This window comes from uncultured Sphingosinicella sp. (assembly GCF_963974575.1).
GTDB lineage: Bacteria > Pseudomonadota > Alphaproteobacteria > Sphingomonadales > Sphingomonadaceae > Sphingosinicella.
Window position 1 is genome coordinate 1 of the sequence record NZ_CAXBBQ010000011.1, and the last position, 24690, is coordinate 24690.

21 protein-coding genes and 3 tRNA genes are annotated in these 24690 nt (G+C 61.5%); 10 read left to right on the forward strand and 14 right to left on the reverse strand.

What is annotated here, in order from left to right; translation table 11 throughout:
- The first annotated feature begins 133 nt into the window (after nt 1-133).
- On the forward strand, nt 134-394 hold the full coding sequence (locus AAC014_RS16400; RefSeq protein ID WP_339710626.1) for a GlsB/YeaQ/YmgE family stress response membrane protein: 261 nt from the start codon (nt 134-136) through the stop codon (nt 392-394).
- 52 nt (nt 395-446) lie between these two features.
- On the opposite strand, the gene AAC014_RS16405 is transcribed toward AAC014_RS16400, so the two are convergent.
- The gene (locus tag AAC014_RS16405; protein WP_339710629.1) at nt 447-899 is read right to left on the reverse strand and encodes a peptidylprolyl isomerase; all 453 of its coding nucleotides are present in this window, start codon (nt 897-899) and stop codon (nt 447-449) included.
- A 74-nt stretch (nt 900-973) separates the two neighbouring features.
- Between AAC014_RS16405 and AAC014_RS16410 the strand changes: the two genes are divergently transcribed.
- The 8 genes from AAC014_RS16410 to AAC014_RS16445 all read left to right on the forward strand — a co-directional run bounded on the left by AAC014_RS16410 (nt 974) and on the right by AAC014_RS16445 (nt 9748).
- A tRNA-Val gene (locus tag AAC014_RS16410) sits at nt 974-1049 on the forward strand.
- A gap of 188 nt (nt 1050-1237) precedes the next feature.
- Nucleotides 1238-2461: an integrase arm-type DNA-binding domain-containing protein gene (locus AAC014_RS16415; RefSeq protein ID WP_339710632.1), complete on the forward strand. Its 1224-nt coding sequence runs from the start codon at nt 1238-1240 to the stop codon at nt 2459-2461.
- Nucleotides 2462-2625: 164 nt separating this feature from the next.
- A complete protein-coding gene (locus AAC014_RS16420; RefSeq protein ID WP_339710635.1) occupies nt 2626-3861 on the forward strand; it encodes a hypothetical protein in 1236 nt (411 codons plus the stop codon).
- Nucleotides 3833-4144 (forward strand): helix-turn-helix domain-containing protein, encoded by a 312-nt coding sequence (locus AAC014_RS16425; RefSeq protein ID WP_339710638.1) that lies wholly within the window; start codon nt 3833-3835, stop codon nt 4142-4144. Before AAC014_RS16420 ends, AAC014_RS16425 begins: the two co-directional genes overlap by 29 nt.
- A gap of 5 nt (nt 4145-4149) precedes the next feature.
- Complete coding sequence (locus tag AAC014_RS16430; protein WP_339710641.1) at nt 4150-4629, forward strand: helix-turn-helix domain-containing protein; 480 nt, start codon at nt 4150-4152, stop codon at nt 4627-4629.
- Between the two features lie 2 nt (nt 4630-4631).
- Entirely contained in the window at nt 4632-5753 is a 1122-nt protein-coding gene (locus AAC014_RS16435; protein ID WP_339710643.1) for a site-specific integrase, read from the forward strand.
- Nucleotides 5754-5810: 57 nt separating this feature from the next.
- On the forward strand, nt 5811-8984 hold the full coding sequence (locus tag AAC014_RS16440; RefSeq protein WP_339710646.1) for a DNA methyltransferase: 3174 nt from the start codon (nt 5811-5813) through the stop codon (nt 8982-8984).
- A gap of 305 nt (nt 8985-9289) precedes the next feature.
- Nucleotides 9290-9748 (forward strand): hemerythrin domain-containing protein, encoded by a 459-nt coding sequence (locus tag AAC014_RS16445; protein ID WP_339710649.1) that lies wholly within the window; start codon nt 9290-9292, stop codon nt 9746-9748.
- An 8-nt stretch (nt 9749-9756) separates the two neighbouring features.
- On the opposite strand, the gene AAC014_RS16450 is transcribed toward AAC014_RS16445, so the two are convergent.
- The 12 genes from AAC014_RS16450 to AAC014_RS16505 all read right to left on the reverse strand — a co-directional run bounded on the left by AAC014_RS16450 (nt 9757) and on the right by AAC014_RS16505 (nt 23354).
- A tRNA-Val gene (locus AAC014_RS16450) sits at nt 9757-9831 on the reverse strand.
- A 138-nt stretch (nt 9832-9969) separates the two neighbouring features.
- Nucleotides 9970-10242 carry an HU family DNA-binding protein gene (locus AAC014_RS16455; protein WP_121049309.1) on the reverse strand — a complete coding sequence of 91 codons (273 nt, stop codon included), beginning with the start codon at nt 10240-10242 and terminating at the stop codon, nt 9970-9972.
- A gap of 138 nt (nt 10243-10380) precedes the next feature.
- Nucleotides 10381-12774: an endopeptidase La gene (gene lon / locus AAC014_RS16460; RefSeq protein WP_339710656.1), complete on the reverse strand. Its 2394-nt coding sequence runs from the start codon at nt 12772-12774 to the stop codon at nt 10381-10383.
- A 198-nt stretch (nt 12775-12972) separates the two neighbouring features.
- Entirely contained in the window at nt 12973-15441 is a 2469-nt protein-coding gene (locus tag AAC014_RS16465) for a TonB-dependent receptor (RefSeq protein WP_339710659.1), read from the reverse strand.
- A gap of 300 nt (nt 15442-15741) precedes the next feature.
- Nucleotides 15742-17019 carry an ATP-dependent Clp protease ATP-binding subunit ClpX gene (clpX, locus tag AAC014_RS16470; protein ID WP_339710661.1) on the reverse strand — a complete coding sequence of 426 codons (1278 nt, stop codon included), beginning with the start codon at nt 17017-17019 and terminating at the stop codon, nt 15742-15744.
- Between the two features lie 148 nt (nt 17020-17167).
- Nucleotides 17168-17809, reverse strand: coding sequence for an ATP-dependent Clp endopeptidase proteolytic subunit ClpP (gene clpP / locus AAC014_RS16475; RefSeq protein ID WP_339710662.1), 642 nt, complete (start codon nt 17807-17809; stop codon nt 17168-17170).
- Between the two features lie 138 nt (nt 17810-17947).
- Nucleotides 17948-19531: a trigger factor gene (tig, locus tag AAC014_RS16480; RefSeq protein ID WP_339710664.1), complete on the reverse strand. Its 1584-nt coding sequence runs from the start codon at nt 19529-19531 to the stop codon at nt 17948-17950.
- Nucleotides 19532-19578: 47 nt separating this feature from the next.
- Nucleotides 19579-19663 (reverse strand) — tRNA-Leu (locus AAC014_RS16485).
- A gap of 71 nt (nt 19664-19734) precedes the next feature.
- A complete protein-coding gene (locus AAC014_RS16490) occupies nt 19735-20484 on the reverse strand; it encodes a TlyA family RNA methyltransferase (RefSeq protein WP_339710666.1) in 750 nt (249 codons plus the stop codon).
- A 9-nt stretch (nt 20485-20493) separates the two neighbouring features.
- Complete coding sequence (gene dxs / locus AAC014_RS16495) at nt 20494-22419, reverse strand: 1-deoxy-D-xylulose-5-phosphate synthase (RefSeq protein ID WP_339710669.1); 1926 nt, start codon at nt 22417-22419, stop codon at nt 20494-20496.
- Nucleotides 22420-22489: 70 nt separating this feature from the next.
- Nucleotides 22490-22951 (reverse strand): transcriptional repressor, encoded by a 462-nt coding sequence (locus AAC014_RS16500; protein WP_339710672.1) that lies wholly within the window; start codon nt 22949-22951, stop codon nt 22490-22492.
- 7 nt (nt 22952-22958) lie between these two features.
- Nucleotides 22959-23354 (reverse strand): MerC domain-containing protein, encoded by a 396-nt coding sequence (locus tag AAC014_RS16505; RefSeq protein ID WP_339710675.1) that lies wholly within the window; start codon nt 23352-23354, stop codon nt 22959-22961.
- Nucleotides 23355-23485: 131 nt separating this feature from the next.
- Here AAC014_RS16505 and cutA point away from each other — a divergent pair, with 131 nt between their 5' ends.
- A complete protein-coding gene (cutA, locus tag AAC014_RS16510) occupies nt 23486-23806 on the forward strand; it encodes a divalent-cation tolerance protein CutA (protein ID WP_339710678.1) in 321 nt (106 codons plus the stop codon).
- On the opposite strand, the gene AAC014_RS16515 is transcribed toward cutA, so the two are convergent.
- Entirely contained in the window at nt 23803-24660 is an 858-nt protein-coding gene (locus AAC014_RS16515; protein WP_339710681.1) for a metal-dependent hydrolase, read from the reverse strand. The two genes, cutA and AAC014_RS16515, sit on opposite strands and share 4 nt — an antisense overlap.
- Nucleotides 24661-24690: the final 30 nt, after the last annotated feature.

Sequence of the window (24690 nt, forward strand, 5' to 3'; positions counted from 1 at the left end):
TTTGTCGCTCTCGCCTCAATCAAGCTATGGATACCCTTTGTCCACGAAACCTAAGACACACGCGGAACAATCCGCCGTTTCCTTCGCTTTATTGGCTCAGGTTCAGCACCTGAGCCAATAGAGGGAGTTCGCCATGAATCTCATACTCGTGCTTATTGTCGGCGGTCTGATCGGCTGGGTAGCCAGCATGATCATGCGTACGGATGGCCAGCAGGGTCTTTTTCTCAATATCGTCGTTGGCGTGGTCGGCGCACTTATCGCCGGCTTCCTGCTCGGCGGTGGTGCGTCCATCCTGAACGCGCCGCTTAACCTCGTGACCATCCTGTGGTCGCTGCTCGGCGCGGTTGTGCTGCTCGCGATCGTCAATCTGGTTCGTCGCGGCGCTGTCCGCTAGGTCAGATTGCTGCAGATGAAAAGGGCGTCCTTTCGGGACGCCCTTTTTTTGTTCACGCTTCCGAACGGAACTTCAGGATCTTGCCGGGCTCGCGTGGCGGCTCACCCTTGGGCAGCGCGTCGATGTGCTCCATGCCCTCGATCACCTCGCCCCACGCGGTGTATTGACGGTCCAGGAACCGCGCATCATCGAAGCAGATGAAGAACTGGCTGTTTCCCGAATTCGGATTTGCACTCCGCGCCATCGAACAGACGCCCCGCACGTGGGGGATGTCGTTGAACTCCGCCTTGAGATCTGGCTTCTCCGAGCCGCCCATGCCTGTACCGGTGGGATCGCCCCCCTGCGCCATGAAACCGGGGATCACGCGATGGAACACCACCCCGTCGTAAAAGCCTTCGTCGGCGAGCGTCTGGATGCGCTCGACATGGCCCGGCGCCACATCGGGGCGAAGGCGGATTTTCACGTCGCCCGTTGCGAGCGTCATCACGAGTGTATCTGCGGTCACGGCCTGTCCTTTTTGCTGATATAGGGGCTTGCCGCGTCCCTAGCCGTTGGGCAAAAGCACGCGCAAGTGAATAAGGGCGGTTAGCTCAGTTGGTAGAGCATCTCGTTTACACCGAGAGGGTCGGCGGTTCGAGCCCGTCACCGCCCACCATTTTCTTGTTCGCAGACGTCCGCATTCGTCTGGACAAACCCCAGAAATCCTAGGATTATCGCCCCACATTGGCCGGGGGCGTTCGCAGTTGTTCGCCAGCAGCCTGTGCCATTTGGGGGTATGTTCAGGGGTATCTCGAAATACCCCGCCAGAAATACCCCCAGAAATGCATTTGGGGGATTTGAGCCATGGCACTTACCGACGTCGCGATCCGCAACGCCAAACCTGCCGCCAAGCCGTACAAGATGAGTGATGCGGCCGGACTTTACCTGCTTGTCACCCCATCGGGCGGGCGGCTGTGGCGGGTTAAGTTTCGGGTGGCAGGCAAGGAAAAGCTCCTGTCGCTGGGTGGCTGGCCGGAAGTCAGCCTGGCCAACGCGCGGAAGGAACGAGACAAGGCACGGGAGGCGCTCGCCGCTGGAGCCGATCCTGCGCGTGAGAAGCAGCACGCCAAGCACCGCGCCAAGGTTTCGGCCGCCAACACCTTTGGCGAGATCGCACAGGAGTTCATCGACAAGCGCCGCCGTGAAGGCATGTCCGCGTCCACGGCCGACAAGTCCGAATACTATATCGGGCGCATGGGGCCGGTCATCGCCCGGATGCCCATTACCGAGATTGCCGCGCCGGACCTGTTGGCGGTGTTGCGGCGTATCGAAGCGAAAGGCAACTACGAGACCGCCCGGCGCGTGCTGCAACTTTCGGGCCGCGTCTTCCGATACGCCATTGCCACCGCGCGTCTGGTATCGGACCCCAGCCGCGACTTGCGCGGCGCGCTCACCGCACCCCAGCCCAAACATTATGGCGCGATCATCGAAGCGAAACGGGCGGGCGAGCTGCTCCGGTCCATCGAAGGATACGACGGGTACGCCCTTACGAAGATCGCCATGCAGCTATCGGCCAATGTTTTCGTCCGGCCGGGGGAGCTGCGCCACGCCGAATGGTGTGAAATCGAACTGGAAGGCGCGCTCTGGACCATCCCGGCCACGAAGATGAAGATGCGTAAGGCTCACCAAGTGCCCCTCTCCCGGCAATCGGTGGAGCTGTTCCGGCAACTTTACGAGATCAGCGGACCGTCGGGATATGCCTTCCCGTCCATCCGCACCCGGACCCGCCCTATGAGTGAAAACACCATCAATGCAGGCCTGCGACGGCTGGGGTTTTCAGGCAGCGAAATGACCGCGCACGGCTTTCGCGCGATGGCTTCCACGCTGCTGAACGAAAGCGGGAAGTGGCATCCTGATGCTATCGAACGCGCCCTTGCCCATGGAGACGAAGACAAGGTCCGCGCCGCTTATCATCGCGGCACGCATTGGAAGGAGCGTGTGGAAATGGCACAATGGTGGTCGGACTATCTCGACCAGCTTCGGAATGGGGCGGAGATCGTCCCCTTGCGCAGCCAATCATTGGCCTGATTACTTCGATGGGCGCATTTCCCGAAAATAATCCGCTATTCGCGTGGAACTATTGAATATTCCTGATCTGTTCCCATACTCTTGACGGGGGATAGGCAGGCCAGCCGATAAGCGCGCATCCCACGTGTTTCCCCGCTTTAACATGGGGCCGCAAGGGAAGCGGATTGGGCAACGACACCAAGAAAACAGATTCTCCGACAGGGGCGATGCGCGAAGGCCTTTGGGGTGCAGCGCAAAAGCAGTTGACTGAACTCCGCGACCACTTGGTGGAAAACGGCGTTTCACCATTGCCCGCTCCGCTTGTTCCCAAGGATCAAAACAGGCCGGGCCGCGACTGGCTTCCTAAACCTGAATGGATCAGCGGTGGGGATGCTTTTGAAATACTTCGCCTGCAAACCGAGCCATATCAGTATGCACCTGCCATTGCGCGCATATGCAACATTATCGCCGGTCAATGGGACATCGAAGAATCCGGCCTAAATTATGCCTTGGCCAGTCTTCCACCAAGTCACAAACTTCTGCGCGATTTTGCCGTCGGCTCCAATCAGTGGTTTCTGGCGCTTTATAGGTTGCTGACTTTGAAAGGCGCTGAAATCATTGAAGATTGGGAGGGGCTAGTTTCCGACCTTTATGAGTGGATCGTAATGTATGATGACCTTCGAATACGGCTGCCCTATGTATTTGATGGGGCATTAACGCTCGACTGGCACTACCATCATTATTCACTGCCGGAGGCCAAGCAGGAACCAATCTGGTCCTTTCCCAAAGCAATGGCCTGGATCGCGACTAGGGATTATCTAGCGCTGGCACGAATGGGCCATTTCCGCCGCCCCGAAGATGACGATGAGGCAGTCGCTCAGGACGGGGTCTGCAATTATAATACACAGGCCTTAGGCTGGCTGCATACGGCTATAACATTCGCCCATTGCGAATGCGGCGCTCGTCGTGATTTTGGATTCGAAGCGATCAAGCATTGCACGTGCATCTCTGTCGCCTGGGAAGAACTGGTTCGATTCAAGGGCGGGCTCTCACCGAACACACCGGAACTTGTTTTCAATATTCAGGAGGGCTGGCTATCGATGACTTGGCCGGACGGCGCGAACGATATTCGGTTCCTTCGTCGGGATATTCTGGATCGCTGGCCTGCTTTGCCAGCCGATCAGCTGGAAGCCTCTGCAACCGAACATTCAACAATGACGGGCGAACAGCAATGCCGAGACTGGTTGGTGAAGGAGTTTGCCGCCGATCCCAATAAGCGGCGCTCAAAAGGCGACTTTCGTAAAGCCGCACTAGCGGCATTTGCAGGTCGATTGTCGGAACGCGGGTTCAATTTGCGGGTCTGGCCCGAACTGGCTCGTGAACACGGCCGCGATGGCGCTGGAGCAAAGCGAAAATCATAGCGACGAATCGAATCGCCAGTTTATCGAGACCGCTATTCGATCGATTTTCCACCGCCGATGTTTGACCTCGTTCCACATGCAACGAGGTGTTTCCATGCCGTCCGAAAAGCCCGAACTCCCCAAGATCGCCTATAGCATCCGGGAGGCCTGCCACGTGTCCAGCCTGGGCAGGACCACGATTTACCATCACATCGCTGCGGGCCGCTTGCGAGCGAATCGTATTGGTGGCCGCGTCGTCATCCCAGCGGAGAGTCTGAACGCGCTGATCGAAGGACAGGCCTAACCGCCATGCCCGCCCGCCGGGTCAACCCTAACCGGGTGAAGCTGCACCGCAGCTACAGCGTCGATGAACTCGCCCGCTGCTGCGACGTACACAAGAACACCGTGCGGCATTGGCAGGCCAAAGGGCTGGAGCCTATCGACAAAGCCCGTCCCATCCTGTTCCAGGGCAGAGCGATCCGGGCCTTCCTGTCCGAACGCAATGCCAGCCGGAAGCGCCCATGTCCGGCCGGAACGTTCTATTGCTTCCGCTGTCGCACGCCTCGCCCCCCGGCGCTGGGCATGGTGGATTTCGTGCCGATCCGCCCCGGCAGCGGCAACTTGCGGGCGCTGTGCGCGTGCTGCGAGACGATCATGCACCGGCGGGCGCGGGAAGCGGAGATCGCCAGCATCATGCCCGGCTGCACCGTCCAATTCGCGCAAGGCCAGCCAAGCCTAAGTGGGCACCCCGCCCCTTCCCTGAACTGTGACTTCAAGCGGAAAGGCTAACCATGGCAAAACACAACGCATCGAACGAACGGGTGAAGCGCGAATATTTCCGCTTTTTGGCCGAAGCGAAGGGCCGCGACACGGCGACCATCGACCGGGCGGCCAAGTCGCTGGCGCGCTTTGAAGACAGTACGGGGCATAAGGGCTTCAAGCGGTTTCACCGCGAACAGGCGGTCGCCTTCAAAAGGCGGCTGGGCCTCGCCGTGAACGCGGGGTCGGGCGAGCGGCTCAGTAAGGCGACGGTGCAATCGACCTTGCGCGATCTGAAGGCCTTTTTCGAATGGCTGGCGCGGGAGCCTGGCTTTCGCTCGCATGTCGAATACGCCGACGCGGACTATTTCAACCTGAGCGAGAAGGACTCTGCCATTGCCCGCGCCCGGCGCGAGAAGGCCGTCCCCACGCTGGAACAGGTGCGCCACGTCCTGTCCGCAATGCCGGTCGCCACCGTACTGGAACGGCGCGACAGGGCGCTGGTGGCGTTTGCCGCGATCACGGGCGCGCGCGTCATGGCGCTGGCGACCTTCCGGCTGGGGCATGTCAATCTCCAGGCTGGCTACGTGGAACAGGACGCGCGCACCGTGGCGACGAAGTTCGCCAAGACCTTCCGCACCGTGTTCATGCCCGTTTGCGAGGGCGCGCAGGAAATCGTCGCGGGCTGGGTGGCAGAGCTTCGCGAGTCGCACTTATGGGGGCCGGACGACCCTCTGTTTCCGGCTACCGCCATGGGTTTGGACGAAAGCGGCGGTTTCCGGCGGCAGGGCCTTGCCCGCCATGGCTGGGCGTCGAGCAGCCCCATCCGGGAGGTGTTCCGCAAAGCCTTCGAAGGTGCGGGCCTGCCCTATTTCAACCCGCACAGCTTCCGCGACATGCTGGTGCGCCACGCGATGATGCTGGGCCTGTCGCCTGAAGAAATGAAGGCGTGGAGCCAGAACCTTGGCCACAGCGACGTGCTGACGACGTTCACCAGCTACGGCACCGTGCCGCTGCATCGGCAGAGCGAATTGATCCGGGCGCGGGCAGCGACAGAAGACGCAGTTGGGAAATTAGCTTTGGCAGTCGATCCCGCCTTGGTGGCGCAAGTGCTCGCAGCGATACAGAATTTGCCCGGCAAGGGGCTGGGTTAACCCCTTGGCGTTCCGCCTTACTCGCTGCTAAGCCTTTCCTATATCAGGGGCAGACGCGTGCAATTATTCAATAGCAAGACGATTCAGCGCCATATCGCCCGCGCGGCGGACCCCGATCCTACGAAGATGGAAATTCTGCGCCAGTGGGGCGACATAATTCGCGACCGTTCAATTGAGACGCAAAAGGAGACCGCCCTTCACGGCAATTTCAAGCAGCGGATCATTTGTGAAGTGCTGGGCTATCAGGATTTCAATGATAGCGGCCAATGGACCGTTGACGTGGAGGCTCAGATTGGTGCGGGATCGGTTGACTTGGCATTCGGCCGTTTCAGCAAAAGCGAACGCCGGATTATTGCCCCTTTCGAACTGAAGGGCGCAAAGACCAAGAACCTAGATGCTATCATGCCCGGCCGGGCCAAAACTCCGGTACAGCAGGCTTGGGAGTACGCCAGCGACAATGTCGGCACAAAATGGGTGCTGGTCTCGAACTATCTGGAAATCCGTCTCTACAGCTATGCCGACGGGCGGCAATTCCATGAAAGCTTCGATCTGGCGAAGTTGCATGATCCCGTCGAATACCACCGTTTCATGTTGCTGCTGTCAGCCGAACACCTGTTGTCCGGGCAGACTCTGGCGATTCTGGAAGAAAGCCGGAAGGAAGACCGCGACATCACGGCACGGCTCTATGCCGACTACCGAACCCTGCGAAGCGATTTGATAGGCGCTGTTCGGACGGCCTTGCCCGAAGGCGACCCACTCGAAGCTATCCGGCTGGGCCAGACCATTCTGGACCGGGTGCTGTTCATCGCCTTTGCAGAAGACAACGGCCTGCTGCCCGATGACAGCCTATTAAACGCCTTCCAGCACCGCGACCCCTATAATCCCAAACCCGTCTGGCAAACATTTCTGGGCCTCTTTAACGCGATTGATCGGGGCAACGACCACCTTAAAATCCCGCGTTACAACGGGGGTTTGTTCCAGCCGAACACCGCGATTGATGCCCTGGCCATTCCCGACCACATTTGCGAGGGCTTCAAGCGGCTGGCGGAATATGACTTTGCCAGCGAAATTTCCGTCACCGTACTGGGCCACATATTCGAGCAATCGATTGCCGATATGGAGCAGCTTCAGGCCGAGGCGCTGGGCGAAGCGCCGGTGGAGAAGAAGGCCAGCGGCACCAGCGGGCGGCGCAAGCGTGATGGCGTGGTCTATACCCCCGACTATGTGGCACGCTTCATTGTGGACCAGACGCTTGGCGCGCACTGCAAAGAGATTTTTGCCGAAATCCTTGTGCAGTATGCGGCCAAAGGCGCGAAGGCAGGAGACAACCCAATCTCATGGAAGTCCGCCAAAGCAGAACGGGCGGCTTGGGAAGCGTATTTGAAGCGCCTCACGTCGTTGCGCATTGTCGACCCTGCGTGCGGATCGGGCGTCTTCCTGATCATGGCCTTTGATTACCTCAAGGCAGAATTACAGCAAGTGAATACCAAGCTGGCCGAACTGTCAGGTGTCGGCCAACTTTTCGATCCAGACAGCGAAATCCTGACACACAACCTGTTCGGCGTGGACGTGAACAGCGAAAGCGTCGAAATCGCCAAGCTAAGCCTGTGGATCAAGACAGCGCGGCGCGGTAAGGTACTGGACAGCTTGGATGCCAACCTACGCGTCGGCGATAGCCTGATCGAAGACAGCAGCTTTGCCTATCGCAGCCACGGCTTCGAATGGAAAACCGCCTTCCCCGACATATTCGCGGCGGGCGGCTTCGACGTGGTGCTGGGCAATCCGCCCTATGTGCGCATGGAACTGATCAAGCCCATGAAGCCGTGGCTGGAAAAGCGCTATGAAGTCGTTTCCGACCGGGCGGACCTTTATGCCTATTTCTTTGAACGTGGCATCAAGCTGCTGAAGCCCGGCGGGCGGCTAGGCTTCATAAGCAGCAGCACCTTCTTCAAGACTGGATCAGGTGCGCCGTTGCGCGATTTCCTGCGCGCCAGGGCGACGCTGGAAACCGTGGTGGACTTTGGCGACCACCAGATTTTCGAAGGCGTCACCACCTATCCCGCTATCCTGACAATGCGGGCAGGTGGCCCGCCGCCGGGCCATGATCTGCAATTCTGGAAGATTGGCGAAATGCCGACGGGCAGCTTTGCCGATGCCTTTGCCGACGCGGCCAAGCCCTTCCCGCAAGAGGCGCTGGGGCGCGGTTCTTGGGAACTCGAAGGCGATGCCCTGCGCGCCTTGCGGGCGAAGATCACGGAGGGCAAGCCGACGCTGAAGGAAGTCTATGGCTCCCCGCTTTACGGGATCAAGACCGGCCTGAATGAAGCCTTTGTCATCGACACGCCGACCAAGGAAAGGCTTTGCCTTGACGATCCGCGCTCGGCGGAACTGCTGAAGCCTTTTCTGGAGGGCAAGGACTTGAAGCGCTGGCGCGCGGAACCGCGCGGCTTGTGGATCATCTACATTCCCAAAAACCGGGTGCGGATCGATGACTATCCCGCAATCCGGGATTGGCTCCTGCCATTCAAAGACAAGCTGGAAAAGCGCGCCACCAAACAGGAGTGGTTTGAGTTGCAGCAGGCGCAGGAAGGCTATCTTCCCGGATTTGAGGGCGAGAAGATCGTCTATGGTCATTTCCAAGACGCGCCGATCCATAGTTTTGAGCGGACCGGGGCTTTGTCGAACAATAAGACTTACTTTGTGCCCACCAGCGATCGTAGCCTGTTGGCTTTTCTAAATTCCAAGGTCGCATGGTTTTGTTTCACGTCGCGCACAACAGCGGTCCGGGGAGGCTTTTTCGAGGCAACAGCACAACACATGGAAACGTTGCCAATTCCCCCAGCCACCGATTTTCAGCGAGCCGAACTCGGAGAGTTGGGGGAGGCCGCCCAAGCAGCAGCAGGGAAGCGTCGCGCTCTGCAACAGGCGATCACCCGCCGCATTCCAGACCTTGCCGCCGATCCTGCCAATGCCAAGCTGACCGCCAAGCTGAAGGAATGGTGGAACCTGCCCGACTTCACTGCCTTCCAGAAGGAAGTGGAAAAGGCGCTGAAGGCCAAAATCCCGCTTCAGGAACGCAACGAGTGGGAAAACTGGATCACCACCAACCGCGCCGAAATCCACGCCCTGACCGCCGAAATCTCCCGGCTAGAAGCTGAAATCGACGCCAAGGTCTATACCCTGTTCGATTTGACGCCCCATGAAACCGCTTTATTAGAAGCCAACGTCTGAAGCAGCGCGCAGACTGCTGGTGCCGAGCTCTCCGTTGATTCGGTCGAGATTGCCGAACCCGTATGTCCTGCTCGGTTGGGATTGCAGGCGACGCCAACCTAACAACCCGCGTTGTTCGCCTCCAATCCGAGAAAATGGGGGTATAATTGGGGGTATAACTAAATTCATATTGCTTGATAGTGGCTTTAAACTGCCATTTAATGGCATAAATGTGAGCCCGTCACCGCCCACCACCGCATCCCCTCCCGCGGAACTCCGGGACATCCAAAACCGTTGAACGTGAAAGTACAACGGAAGGATGGCGAATGACCGACGTTTTCACGCTGCTAAAGGCAGACCACGATCGTCACCGGGAAATGCTTGCCAAAATCGACGAAACGCATGGCGACAGCCCGGAGAGGCGCGAGCTCTTTGAAGCGTTCCGCATCGAGGTGAGCGCACACGCGAACGCCGAGGAACAATCTTTATACGCCGTCATGCTTGGCGACGCGGATCTTCAGGACAAAGGCCGCCATTCCGTGGCGGAGCACAAGGAGATCGACGATTTCCTGGAAGAGCTCCAGGACACGGACATGTCGAGCCCGGGATGGCTCGCGACCTTCCGAAAGATGAAGCACCGCTACGAACATCATATCGACGAAGAGGAAGACGAAATCTTCAAGGCCGCGGAAGAGGCTCTCTCTCGCTCTTGCGAAAACGACCTCGGCAAGAAATTCGCGAAGCGAAAAACGGCCGAGAAAGCCGAAATCAACGCAGCCTCTTGAAGATGGAATGGTGGGCGCGACAGGGATTGAACCTGTGACCCCTCCCGTGTGAAGGGAGTGCTCTACCGCTGAGCTACGCGCCCGCCGGGTGTACCGGACCGGCGGAGCAGATACGGGTCAGGCCGCTGCCTGTCCAGCCCGTTTCTACCCAAACATGCCCCAAAATGCGAAGGGCGCCGCAGATGCGACGCCCTTCGTTTAAAACCCTTGCGGGCGCGGCCTTAGTTGACCGCGTCCTTCAGGCCCTTGCCGGCCTTGAACTTGGGCTGCACGCTGGCGGCGATCTTCATCGTTTCGCCCGTGCGCGGGTTGCGGCCCGTCGAAGCCTTGCGCTTCGCCGTCGCGAAGGTGCCGAAGCCGACGAGACGAACCTCGTCGCCCTTCTTCAGGGCCTTCGTGATGCTCTCGAACACGGCCTCAACGGCCTTGCCCGCGTCAACGCGCGAAAGACCTGCTGCGTCCGCAACCGAGCCGATAAGTTCCTGCTTGTTCATTCCCTGTACCCCCAAGACGGAAGAGTGGTTGGATCGGCGAATAAAAGCCGGGCGCCATGTAAGTGCCCGGCTTTGTGAGAGTCAAAGGGAAAACCGCAGAAATTGGGGCTTTCCCGAACTTTTTATCGCTTTTCCGTCTCAATGGCGGACGGAAAGGTCCCCAGCCTCCGAAGCCGGCGCCACGGCGGGCGCCGGAAGCACCGGTTCGACCCACTCGATCGGCTCGATGGGGCGTGCCAGCGCCACGGAAAGCACCTGATCGACGTGACTCACGGGACGAATCGTCAGTCCCTCCTTCACGTTGGCCGGAATTTCAGCGAGGTCCTTCTCGTTCTCCGCCGGAATGAGCACGGTGGTAATCCCCCCGCGCAGCGCAGCGAGCAGCTTCTCCTTGAGACCGCCGATCGGCAGTACGCGGCCGCGCAGCGTCACTTCGCCGGTCATCGCCACCTCCTTGCGTACCGGAATCCCGGTCAGCGTCGAGATGATCGAGGTGACCATGGCGACACCGGCTGACGGCCCATCCTTGGGCGTCGCGCCTTCCGGCACGTGCACGTGGATGTCCTTCACCTGGAACACCGTCGGCTTGATGCCGTATTGCGGCGCGCGCGACTTGATGAACGAGTTCGCGGCCTCGATCGATTCCTTCATCACGTCGCCGAGCTTTCCGGTCGTGCGGATCGCGCCCTTGCCGGGCACCGTCACCGCCTCGATCGTCAGCAGTTCGCCGCCGACCTCGGTCCACGCAAGGCCCGTGGTCGCGCCGACCTGGTCCTCTTCCTCGCCGATGCCGAAGCGGAACTTGCGGACGCCCGCATAGTCGCCGAGGTTATCGGGCGTAATCGTGACCTTCTCGGCCTTGCCTTCCAGGATCTGGCGCAGCGCCTTTCGTGCCAGGCGCGCGAGTTCGCGCTCCAGCGTGCGGACGCCCGCTTCCCGCGTGTAGTAGCGGATCAGATCGCGCAGCGCTGCATCTTCGATGGCGAACTCGCCGTCCTTCAGGCCATGCGACTCGATTTGCTTGGGAAGAAGGTGCGCCTTGGCGATCTCCAGCTTCTCATCCTCGGTGTAGCCCGACAGCCGGATGATCTCCATGCGGTCCAGCAGCGGCTGCGGCATGTTGAGGCTGTTCGCCGTCGTCACGAACATCACGTCCGAAAGGTCGTAATCAACCTCCAGGTAGTGGTCGTTGAACTTGGCGTTCTGTTCCGGATCGAGCACCTCGAGCAGCGCCGACGACGGATCGCCCCGGAAGTCCTGACCGAGCTTGTCGATCTCGTCGAGCAGGAACAGCGGGTTCGAAGTACCCGCCTTCTTCAGGTTCTGGATGATCTTGCCGGGCATCGAGCCGATGTACGTGCGCCGATGGCCGCGAATCTCGGCCTCGTCGCGCACGCCGCCCAGCGACTGGCGGATAAACTCGCGCCCGGTCGCCTTGGCGATCGAACGGCCGAGCGAGGTCTTGCCGACGCCGGGCGGGCCGACAAGGCAGAGGATCGGCCCTTTCAGCTTGTTGGCGCGGCTCTGCACGGCGAGGTATTCGAGGATGCGCTCCTTGACCTTGTCGAGGCCGTAGTGATCCTCATCCAGAATCTTCTCAGCCGCCTTGATGTCCTTGCGAACCTTGGTCTTCTTGCCCCACGGCAGCGCCAGCAGCGTGTCGAGATAGTTGCGCACCACCGTGGCTTCGGCCGACATCGGCGACATCGCCTTCAGCTTCTTCAGCTCGCCTTCCGCCTTGTCACGCGCTTCCTTGGAAAGCTTCGCTTTCTTGATCTTCTCGACAAGTTCGTCAACTTCGCTGCGGCCCTCGTCATCACCGTCGCCCAGCTCGCGCTGGATCGCCTTCAGCTGCTCGTTGAGGTAATATTCGCGCTGCGTCTTCTCCATCTGGCGCTTGACGCGGTTGCGGATCTTCTTCTCGACCTGCAACACACCCATCTCGCCTTCCATGAAGCCGAAGACCATCTCCAGCCGCTTCGATGGCGAGCGCTCGGAGAGCAGTGCCTGCTTGTCGGCAATCTTGAGGCTGAGGTTGGACGCGATCGTGTCGGCGAGCCGCGAAGGCGCCTCGATCTGGCCGACCTGCACCACGACTTCCGGTGCCACCTTCTTGTTGAGACGCACATACTGCTCGAAGTGCTTCACGGCCGAGCGCACGAGCGCTTCAAGATCGGCCTCGTCGGCGTCCTCTTCCTCGACCGGGTCGACATCCGCCTCCAGATACGCGTCCTCGACGCGCACTGTTTTCACTTCAGCGCGGTGCTGCCCCTCCACGAGCACCTTCACGGTGCCGTCGGGCAGCTTCAGCAGCTGCAGCACCGTCGCGACGGTGCCGACATCATAGAGATCCTTGCCTTCGGGGTCTTCCTCGGCAGGGTCGCGCTGCGAGAGCAGCAGGACGTTCTTGTTCGCCGTCATCACCGCTTCGAGCGCCGCGACGGACTTTTCGCGCCCCACGAACAGCGGCACGATCATCTGCGGGAAAACCACGATGTCGCGCAGCGGGAGGACGGGATAGGTCTCGGTCATTCTTTCAACAACTCCACTCTCAGGCGCGTCACCAAGGGCAGCGCGCGCCTCTTTGTGTGCCAATATGGGCACGGTCGCGGCGCTGCACAATGGCGACCCTACATGCTTTCACTGAAGAGGGAGTGAATTCCTCGTTTCGCAAACGAAAAGAGCGGACCCGCCGAGCCCGCCCTTTCCCTGTCGATTACACGGCTGAAATCAGAAGGCGACCGTGACCGTGCCGCTGATCGTGCGCGGGGCGCCAATCTGCACGAACGGTGCGCTGCTGCTCTGCTGCAGGCCGCCGCCGAAACCGCCGACATAGAACTCGTCGAACAGGTTGTAGACGTTCAACTGGAAGAAGGTCTTGTCGTTAAGACCCAGGAATTCCAGGTTGAGGCGGGCATCGAGGTTGACCAGCGTGTATGCGGGCGCCTTGGCCGGGAACACTTCCACACCGCCCAGCACGAGGGGCAGGTTGGTGTCGAACAGGTAGCGCGGCCCTGTGCGCTTGGCCGTCACGCCGACATCGACCGGACCCAGCGTACCGCGAACCGTACCGCCGTAGCTGTAGGACGCGGAGCCGGATTCGCGGTTGCCCTTGGTTTCCACGAAGGTATCGGGACCGGTCTGCAAGTCGCTCTTTATCTCCGAGTCGTTCAGCGATCCGAAGACATAGAACTGCAGTTCAGGCAGTGCCTGCCAAGCGACGCTGGCGTCGATACCCCGCTTGTCGACCTTGCCGAGGTTTCGATACACAGAACGCTCCAGTTCAGGATCATAGGCCTCTGCCACGCGATCTTTGTATTTGGTCAGCCAGCCGGCGATCTGCGCCTGGATTGTCCCCGACCTGTAGCGCAGGCCAAGGTCGAGGCTATCGGTCGTTTCCGGCACCGGCTTGATGCCCTCCACGTCCGCCCCGAAGAACAGCGAGTTGTAGAGCTGGTCGGTACTCGGCACCGAGAGGCCTTTCGCGTAGCTGGCGAAGGCGCTGATGTTCGGCGTGAAGTCGTAGATCGCGCCGAGGTTCGGCAGCAGCTTGTCGTATTTGTACGTGCGCGACTGCGGCGGCGACACGGTCGGATTGGCGGCCGCATAGTCGTCGTTGACCGGCGAATCCTTGCCGAAGCAATCGACGAAGCCGTTGGCCGATGTCGTGAAGCAATACTGGTTCAACTCGCGCTTGAAGAACGGCGCGCGAAGCCCGAGGTTCACGGTCAGCGCGTCAAAGAACTCGCCGCGATATTCGGCCGAGAACTGGTTCAGGATCGCATACGACTTGCGGTCGCGCTTCATCAGGACCGTACCGTTCACGTCGACCAGCGGATCGTTGATCGGGAACACGTCGACGGGCTCGCCATTCCCCTGCAGCAAGCCGACCTGACCGGTCTGCCGGTGGCGGGCGCGGTCGTAAGTGTAAGCGAAACGGACAGTGTGGAACTCGTTGATGTCGTAACGCAGCGAGGAGATGACACCGATGCGGTTGGTGCGCGTCTGGCTCGGTGTCAGAACGCTGACTTCATCCAGAAGATCACCGTCCCCGTTCAGGTCCATTCCGAAATAGGGACGGCCGCCCATATAACCGGCGAGGCCGTTGTTCAGCCGCTCGCGCGCATTGCTTGTGCCGCCGCCATTGGCCTTCACGTACTGGAAGCTGGGATCAACCGTCAGCACCAGTCCATCCGAGAGCGTGAAGCGCGAAGACCCGCGGATGTTGCCCGTGTTCGAAGGATTGTAACGGCGGTCGAACTCGGTGCCGCAACCATTCGTCAAATCGGCGACGCCGGGTGTTGCGACCGTGTTGACCTGACACGGATAGTTGATGTCGTATTCGCGTTCGTCTTTGTTCCTCGGAAAGCGATTACTCGAACCGCTGCCGACCTCGCGATCTTCGTCCCAACGCAGCGGCAGTGAACCGAAGAAGTTGTTACGGTTCTCGTTGTAGTGGCCGGCGATGGAGACGAAATCACCCTCGGCCCCCAGCGGCTGATAGATGCGGCCGTTGATCTGCTTCTTGTCGACCTTGCCGTAGTTGTTGAACGGATTGTCGTTGGTCGTGCGGCTCGCGGAGATGAAGGCGCGCGTTCCGAACGACGTGAACGCGCCAGTATCGATGGCGGCGAACACGCGGAAGAACTCGAACTCACCCGCCGAACCGGAAACGTGGATGCCGAAATCTTCATTTGGGGCGCGTGTGCGGACGTTGACCGTGCCGCCGGTCGCCGAGGCCGTCGGGCTGTCCATGTCCGTGGTGCCGAGGTTGACGTTGACCTGTTCGATCAGTTCGGGGTCGATCATCTGGTTCGAATAGATGTCGTAGCCACCCGAATCGTTCAACGGAACGCCGTCCAGCGTCAGGCTGACCCGCTGGCTGTTGAAGCCGCGGATGTTGAGTGTACCACCGGAGGAGCCATAGGCGTCGTTGTTCTGGAAGTTGACACCCGGCAGCGTGTTGATCGTGTCGAGGATCGTCTGGCCGGGGTTCTGCCGCTCGATCACTTCCTGTGTAAGCACGCCCTTGGCCTTCGGGGTATCAGGTATGATCACGCCCGCGACATCGCGTGATACCGATCCGGTCACAATGATCACATCGTCATCGAAGTCGATCGAGCCGGTGGACTGGGCGAGCGCGGTTGCGGGCAGCAAGAATGCCGCCACCCCAACACTGCGGAGAAGCATGGACCTCATCTGGAATATCCCCTTGAATGAATACTGGCACTGGACGGCCGCGCCGACGGCGGACCCTGCCGCTTGCGCGGGCGCTTGATGACCATCAAGTTTTACAGACCGGTGACAGGATTGTGCATTGCAGCAACCCGCCACGGCTTTGAAGGGGATATTACAGGCAGTTTGTACGGACGTGACTGCGGCACAGGCAATATCCCATAAAGATCAATAGGTTATTACCTGTTACGCAAAAGCCACAATGCTCGGTAAAATCGAGCTACAAGGAAGCCGGAACGGCTGCCTCTACGATCGTCAAACGGCTCAGGCAGCGTCGCCCGAGACCTTCTCCTTGGTCTTCTTCGCGAAGACCTTCACAGGCTCCTTGTTCCCGCCGACCACATCCTTGTCGATGCGAATCTCATCGACATCGTCGAAGCTCGGCAGGTCGAACATGGTATCGAGCAGGATGCCTTCCATGATGGAGCGCAGGCCGCGCGCGCCGGTTTTGCGCTCGATGGCCCGCTTCGCGATCGCCATCAGCGCATCGTCGGTGAACGCGAGCTTCACGTTCTCCATCTCGAACAGCTTCTGATACTGCTTCACGAGCGCGTTCTTCGGCTCGGTGAGGATCTGGATCAGCGCCTTTTCGTCGAGATCCTCAAGCGTCGCGATCACCGGAAGGCGGCCGACGAACTCGGGGATCAGACCGAATTTCAGCAGGTCTTCCGGCTCGCAGTTCTTCAGCACCTCGCCCGTGCGGCGTTCGTCCGGCGCGGCGACATAAGCGCCGAAGCCGATCGACTTGCCCTGCAGACGGTCCGCGATGATCCGTTCAAGGCCCGCGAAGGCGCCGCCACAGATGAACAGGATGTTCGTGGTGTCGACCTGCAGGAACTCCTGCTGCGGGTGCTTGCGGCCGCCCTGCGGCGGAACGCTCGCGGTCGTGCCTTCCATGATCTTCAAGAGCGCCTGCTGCACGCCCTCGCCCGAGACATCGCGCGTGATCGAGGGGTTGTCGGCCTTGCGGCTGATCTTGTCGATCTCGTCGATATAGACGATGCCCCGCTGCGCGCGTTCGACGTTGTAGTCGCTCGCCTGCAGCAGCTTCAGGATGATGTTCTCGACATCCTCGCCGACATAGCCCGCCTCGGTCAGCGTCGTCGCGTCGGCCATCGTGAACGGCACGTCGAAGGTCTTGGCGAGCGTCTGCGCGAGCAGCGTCTTGCCGCAGCCGGTGGGGCCGACGAGCAGGATGTTCGATTTCGCCAGCTCGATCTCGGAGCCCTTGGCGCCGTTGTTGAGCCGCTTGTAGTGGTTATGCACCGCGACCGAAAGCACGCGCTTCGCCTGCGCCTGTCCGATCACATAATCATCGAGGACGTCGCAGATCTCGCGCGGCGTCGGCACGCTGCCGTCGCTTTTCTTGGCGAGCGCACCCTTGGTTTCCTCGCGGATGATGTCGTTGCAGAGCTCGACGCATTCATCGCAGATGAACACCGTCGGCCCCGCGATCAGCTTCCTGACCTCGTGCTGGCTCTTCCCGCAAAAAGAGCAGTAGAGCGTATTCTTGGAGTCGCTGCCGCCGCTGAGCTTGGTCATAAAACGCCTCTTCCGGCCTCCGCGCCGGTTTCTTTGCCGCCTGCCATCCTAGCGCGCACACACGCCGCTTCAATGGTCAATGCAGTCACATTCCCGAAATATATAGCGCCGCCATGCTCAACGGAACGTGAACGGGCGGCCAGCCTGTTCACGCCGCTTTGGCTTCCTCGTCGGCGGGCGACGGGCGTGTTTCGAACACATCGTCGATAAGGCCGAATGCCTTGGCCTCATCGGCCGACATGAACTTGTCGCGCTCCACGGCAGACTCGATCGTCTCGATCGGCTGCTTGGAATATTTCGCCATCAGTTCGTTCATGCGCGAGCGGATGCGCAGGATTTCACGGGCCTGAATCTCGATGTCGGTCGCCTGCCCCTGAGCGCCGCCAGAGGGTTGGTGGACCATGATCCGCGCGTTCGTCATGGCCATCCGCATTCCCGGCTCTCCGGCCGCGAGGAGGAAAGCCCCCATCGAAGCGGCCTGGCCGATGCACACGGTGCCCACGCGCGGGCGGATGTACCGCATCGTGTCATGGATCGCCATGCCCGCCGTGACGACCCCGCCCGGCGAGTTGATGTACATGAAGATGTCCTTCTTCGGGTTTTCCGATTCGAGGAAGAGGAGCTGCGCCGTGATGAGCGACGCCATGTGGTCCTCGACCTGCCCGGTCACGAAGATGATGCGCTCCCGAAGCAGCCGCGAATAGATGTCGAAGCTGCGTTCGCCCCGGTTCGACTGCTCGATGACGATGGGGACGAGAGCGTTCGTGAGGCTGCTGACGGGATCGATCATGAGTGTCCTTCGCGGGCGTTTGTCTGTTCCGATAACGGGATAGGTCGGCACAGGCGCGCCCGCTGTCAAGTGGGCGAAGTGGAGGCGAAGGAAGCCCGGGGGTCGGCATGGCCGCCCCCCGGCGTCAGTTCGCTCGGTTCAGGCCTTCGCGGCTTTCTTGGCCGGGGCCTTTTTCGCTGGCTTTTTCTCCGGTTCCGCATCGGCTTCCGCCTTTGCAGCCGTTTTCTTGGCGGCGGGCTTCTTTTCGGCCTTCACCGCGTCTTCTTTCGGCTCGGCGTCTGCCGCCTTCGCCGTCTTCTTGGCAGCCTTTTTAGGCTTGCCCTCCCCATCCGCGTGATCGTGGTCGTGATGGTCGTGTCCGCAGCCCGGGCCATGGACGTGACCGGTCGGCGTCTCGTCGTCGTCCTCGATCGCCTGCTGCAGGTCTTCGCGGCTGACGCTGCGCTCGGTCAGTTCGGCCTTGCCGAGGAGCACGTCGACGACCTTGTCCTCATAGAGCGGCGCGCGGAGCTGCGCGGCGGCCATGGCGTTTTCCTGGAAATATTTCACGACCTGCTGCTGCTGGCCCGGATAGCGCGCGGCTTCCTGGCCGATCAGGCGGTTCATCTCGGCCTGCGTGACGTTCACGCCTTCCTTCTGACCGATTTCGGAGAGGAGCAGGCCAAGGCGCACGCGGCGCTCGGCGATGCGGCGATACTCGTCCTTGTCGTTCTCAAGCTCGGCAACCGCGGCGGCCGGGTCCGCCTCATGGCTCGCCTCGTGCTCCAGCTGCGCCCAGATCTGGCCGAACTCGGCCTCCACCATCGTCGGCGGCACGTCGAAATCGTGGTTCGCGGCGAGGTGATCGAGCAGCTTGCGCTTCAGGTGCGTGCGGGTCATGCCCTGCAGCTCGGCGGAAATCTGGTCCTTCAGGATTTCCTTGAGTTTGTCGAGGCTCTCAAGGCCGAGGTTGGTCGCGAGCGTATCGTCGATCGCGGCTTCCTGCGGCTGGCGCACTTCGGTGACGAGCACGTCGAACACCGCCGGCTTACCCTTGAGATAGGCGACGTTGTAATCTTCGGGGAAGTTCACTTCGACCTTCACCTTGTCGTTCGCCTTGACGCCGACAAGCTGGTCTTCGAAGCCGGGGATGAGGCGGCCGGAGCCGATCTCGATCTGCATCCCCTCGCCCTTGCCGCCTTCGAACTCCTCGCCCTCGACCGTGCCGACGAAGTCCATGACGACGACATCGCCCGTCTGCGCCTTGTAGGTCTTCGGCGCGGCGTCGAAACGCTTTTGCTGGTCCGCAAAGCGCTTCAGCGCGTCTTCGATCTCCGCATCGCTCGGCTCAACGACGAGCTTTTCGAGCGCGATGCCCTCGATGTTCACCGACGTGATTTCCGGGAGCACTTCAAGCTCGACCGTGAACACGACGTCCTTGCCCTGCGCGTAGTCGTCCGCGAGCGCGACCGACGGCTGCATGGCCGGGCGCAGCTGCTTGTCGGCAACGAGCTTCTGCACGCCTTCCTGCACCGCGCTGTTCAGCGCTTCGCCGTGCATCGCTTCGCCGTGCATCTTCTTCACGAGGTTCTTCGGAACCTTGCCGGGACGGAAGCCGGGCATACGAATCTGGCCGGAGACCTGCGTGATCTGGGCATCGATGCGCGATTCGAGATCCTTGGCGGGGATCGTGACTTCGTACTGGCGCTTCAGGCCTTCGTTCGTCTTCTCGGCAATCTGCATTTCGTCAGTCGGCTTTCGTTCAAGAACCCAAGTATTTGGCCAAAGTCTGGTGCGGGCGAAGGGACTCGAACCCCCACGTCTTTCGACACCAGAACCTAAATCTGGCGCGTCTACCAGTTTCGCCACGCCCGCAGGTCCACCAAGGGGTGACCCCGGCGGCTTCGGCGGCGGTCTATACGCAGGCCCGCGTAAGGTGGCAAGGCTTAGGAGGCGGGCGCTTCCCGCACCGCGCCGATCAGGAACTCGATGTTGCCTTCCGGCCCCTTGATCGGGCTTTCGGTAATCCCGAGCACACGCCAGCCGGGCAGCGCACCGAGCCACGCCTCCACCTCGGCGCAGACACGGGCATGGACGGCAGGTTCGCGCACGACGCCGCCCTTCCCGACCTCGGCTGGGCCGGCCTCGAACTGCGGCTTGATGAGCGCCACAAGCCGGGCGCCCGGCGCGGCGAATTTAAGCGGCGTTTCCAGCACCTTGGCAAGGCCGATGAAGCTGGCGTCGCAAACAATGATGTCGACGCTTTCGGGTATCTGCTCCGCCGTCAGATACCGCGCATTGGTCTTTTCGAGCACCACGACGCGCGGATCCTGCCGCAGCTTCCACGCAAGCTGGTTCGTGCCGACGTCGACCGCATAGACCTTCGCCGCGCCGCGCGTGAGCAAAACGTCGGTAAAACCGCCGGTCGAGGAACCCACATCCATCGCGACCCGCCCCGCGGGATCGATGCCGAAATGGCCGAGCCCCTTTTCGAGCTTGAGCCCGCCCCGCGAGACCCACGGATGATCCTTGCCGCGCACCTCGAGCGCCGCATCCTCAGCGACCGCCTCCCCCGCCTTGGCAACCTTGCGCTCGCCCACAAACACCAGCCCCGCCATGATGAGCGCCTGTGCCTTCGCCCGGCTCTCCACGAGCCCGCGCGAGACGAGAAGCTGATCAATGCGAGTTTTGGGCATCGGCCGTTGTCAGGCCCGCGCGCCCTCGGTGACGTTCGCGCTATTGTGTCGAAGCGCGCTGAGCACCGTCTTCACGATGCCTGCCGCGTCGAGTCCCGCCTCGGCGTACTGTTTTTCCGGGCTGTCCTGCTCCTGGAACACGTCCGGCAGGCGTATGGTGCGGATCTTGAGGCCCGCATCGAGCAGGCCGGTATCCGATGCCATGGTGAGGACATGCGCACCGAGCCCGCCGATGGCGCCCTCCTCCACCGTGACCACCACGTCGTGCGTGGCGGCGAGCTTGCGGATCAGCGCTTCGTCGAGCGGCTTTGCGAAGCGGAGGTCGGCGACCGTCGTCGAGAGCCCCTTGGCATCGAGTTCGTCCGCCGCTTTCAGCGCTTCGCCGAGACGGGTGCCGAGCGACAGGATTGCGACCTTGCGGCCTTCGCGGACAATACGGCCCTTGCCGATCTCCAGCCGCTCCGGCGTTTCCGGGAGCGCGAGGCCGACACCGCTTCCGCGCGGATAGCGGAATGCGATCGGGCCATCATCGTGGAGCGCGGCCGTGTGGACCATGTGAACGAGTTCGACCTCGTCCGCCGCCGCCATCACCACCATATTCGGCAGCGTGGCGAGATAGGTGACATCGAAGGAACCTGCGTGCGTGCTACCGTCCGCACCCACGAGGCCCGCGCGGTCGATCGCGAAGCGCACCGGCAGGTTCTGGATCGCGACGTCGTGCACGACCTGATCGTAGGCGCGCTGCAGGAAGGTCGAGTAGATCGCGCAGAACGGCCGATACCCCTGCGCGGCGAGGCCCGCTGCGAAGGTGACGGCGTGCTGTTCGGCGATGCCGACATCAAAGCTGCGGCTCGGGAACTTGTGCTGGAACTTGTCGAGACCGGTACCCGACGGCATCGCTGCGGTGATCGCGACGATCTTGTCGTCCCGCTCGGCCTCCGCCATCAGCGCCTTGGCGAACACGCCTGTATAGCTGGGCGGGCCAGCTTTTGCGGGCGCCATCGCACCGGTGATGACATCGAATTTGGTGACGCCGTGATACTTGTCCGCCGAGGCTTCGGCAGGTGCGTAGCCTTTGCCCTTCTTCGTCACGACATGGATCAGGCACGGCCCTTCGGCGGCATCGCGCACGTTTTCGAGCACCGGGAGCAGGTGATCGAGATTGTGCCCGTCCACCGGCCCCACGTAGTAGAAACCCAGTTCTTCGAAGAGCGTGCCGCCCGTCGCCATGCCGCGCGCGAACTCGTCCGCCTTGCGGAGGCCCGAGTGCAGCGGACGCGGCATCTTCCGCGCAAGCCGCTTCGCGAGGTCGCGCAGGCCGAGAAACTCGCGGCTGGAGATGAGCCGCGCGAGATAGGCGGAAAGCCCGCCCACCGGCGGCGCGATCGACATGTCGTTGTCGTTGAGGATGACGACGAGGCGGTTGCCGGCGGCTTCCGCATTGTTCATCGCCTCATAGGCCATGCCCGCAGACATGGCGCCATCGCCGATCACCGCAATCGCCTTTCCGGGCGCGCCCGACAGCTTGTTCGCCACGGCAAAGCCGAGCGCCGCCGAGATCGAGGTGGAGCTGTGCGCCGCGCCGAACGGATCGTATTCGCTCTCGCTGCGCTTGGTGAAACCCGAAAGCCCGCCGCCCTGCCGGATCGTGCGCATCCGATCGCGCCGGCCGGTGAGGATCTTGTGCGGATAGGCCTGGTGCCCGACGTCCCAGATCAGCCGGTCGCGCGGCGTATCAAACACGTAGTGGAGCGCGACGCTCAGCTCGACGACGCCGAGCCCGGCGCCAAGGTGGCCGCCCGTCTGGCTCACGGCGTCGATCATCTCGGCGCGCACTTCGCCCGCCAGCTGCCGGAGCTGCGATGGCGCAAGTTTCCGTAAGTCTGCCGGGTCTTTGACCGTGTCGAGCAGCGGCGTGTTCGGCGGGTTGGTCAAGGAATCCCCCAAGTGGAATGTCTTTGTTTCTTAGCCTTGCGGCGTCGTCTTGTCGATTGCGGTGCGGCGGTCAGGCGCAGCCTGCGCATGTTCCGCGGACTTCCAAAACGGGCTGCACCGGCCTGAAACCGGCCTGACGCGCACGTTCTCGAACGCTTTCGCTCAGCGAATCGTCGTCGAGGTGCGTGGTGCCCCCGCAGGCGTCGCAGACGAGGAAGATGCAGTCGTGGACGCATTCCGGGTGCGCATTGACGATATAGGCGTTCTTCGACTCGACTCGCTTGGCGAGATTGGTCGCCACGAACAGGTCGAGGATGCGATAAACGCTGTTCGCCGCGACACGCTTGTCGCGTGCTTTCGAAACCGCCTCCGCGACGTCATAGGCGGAAACCGGGCGATCAAAATCTGCAAGCGCCGCGAACACGCTCGCGCGCATATCCGTCCACTGCTCGCCAGCCGCCGTAAGCGCGCCGGCGGCGGCCGACGTCAGGCTCTCGCCGTGCGGTTCGTGATGCTTGTGCTTGGTCGCCATGCCCCGATTATGGGCATCCGCAGCCTTCGCGGCAAGTTCCGCCGTGCAGGCAGCGGATATTGAGCCAGTGCGCCCAGGCGACGAACGCAGCGCCCAGCACTGTGAAGCCGAGTTCGGCATTGCCGTGTTTCATCGTGAGCGCGAAGGCCATGAAACCGATACCGACGAGACCAAGCGCGATCACCACCCAGCGCCGATGCCGGAAAACCCCGCGCCCGAGCCCGATGACCGCAAGCGGAATCGCGAGCGCGAGGCCGATCTTGTGGATATCGTGCTGAAAGAAGCCGGTCGAGCCGACCGAAAGCAGCGCGATGACGAGCGTCGTCGCAAGACAATGCAGGAGACACAGCCCCGAAAGGCCGATCGCCGACTTGTCGATCCAGAGGTTGAAACGGTCCTGCATGGCGCGAGGATATAATGTAACATTATCACATGCGCAAGCATTTAAAGCGTTGACCATTCCTTGCAACGGAACGTCAACGAGCCGCCGATTATTTACAGCGAACAGCGTTCGAGTCTTCGGGTGGAACCGGCATGAGCAGCGGCATCGTCAGCGTTTACGTCACCTTCGCTTCGGCAGAAAGCGCGGCGCGCATCGGCCGCCAGATGGTGGAGGAACGCCTCGCCGCCTGCGTCAACGTGCTCGGTCCCACGCTTTCCATCTATCGCTGGCAGGGCAAGGTGGAGGAAGCAAACGAGGTCGCCGTGCTGTTCAAGACCACGGCGGGCTGCGCAGAGGTTCTGGCGAAACGGCTCGGCGAGGTGCACGGATACGAGAACCCGGCCGTCGCCGTCTGGCCGATCGAACACGCCCCCGCTCCCTATGTGCAGTGGGTGCGCGCGCAGGTGCGCTAAGCCGCAACGGCTCCCGGTATCACGGCGTCGGCATAGTCGCTGTCGGCAAGCGCAATGAGCTTGCGGTCATCGTGGTTCCACGGGTGGAAACCGGGCAGGAAGAATGCCGCCCACGCGGGCACCAGCTTCCGCACCACGCCCGGCCTGCCGAACCAGAACCACAGGACGCGCGCCCATGCGCCCGGCCCTTCGATACCGTCCTGCTTCAAAAGGTAGAGCATCCCCTGGAAGCGCTTCTTCCAGAATTCCTTGCTGACGAGCAGCATCATGATCGCCTTGATCTTCCACCGCTTCCAGCGCGACCAACCCTGCGTGGCGTGGAGCCAGGTGTCGTAGGCGACGCCCTTGTGCTCGATCTCCTCGATCGCGTGCCACTTCCACATCGCGACGAGCGCGGGGTCGGCATCCTTCCAGTAATCGATGTCGCCGAGCATCCGCTGCGCCATGATCGCGGTGTAGTGTTCAAGCGCCATGGTGACGGCGAGGTTCAGGATCTGCGGGCGGTCCTTCGTCATTTCGAGCGATTCGACGACGACGTCCTCAAGGTGCCCGATCTCGTAGCCCGCTTCCGCCACGCGCTTGTTGAACGACACGTGCTCGCGGCTGTGCATCACCTCCTGCTTGATGAAGGCGTTGATTTCGCGCTCCAGCTTCGGGGGCACGCCGTCGCGGAAGGCGCGGACGCTTTCCACGAAAAAGGCCTCGCCGCGCGGGAAGGTGACAGAAAGCGCATTGTAGAAAGCCGTTGCAATCGGATCGCCGCGCATCCACCACCGATCCTGCCTCAGGCCGCGTCCAAAGCGTCGGTCTCGGGGGGTGATGGTCAGATCCGCAGGCGTTTTTTCACGGGTCATTGCAGTGCTCCTCGGTGCACAGAATGGGCT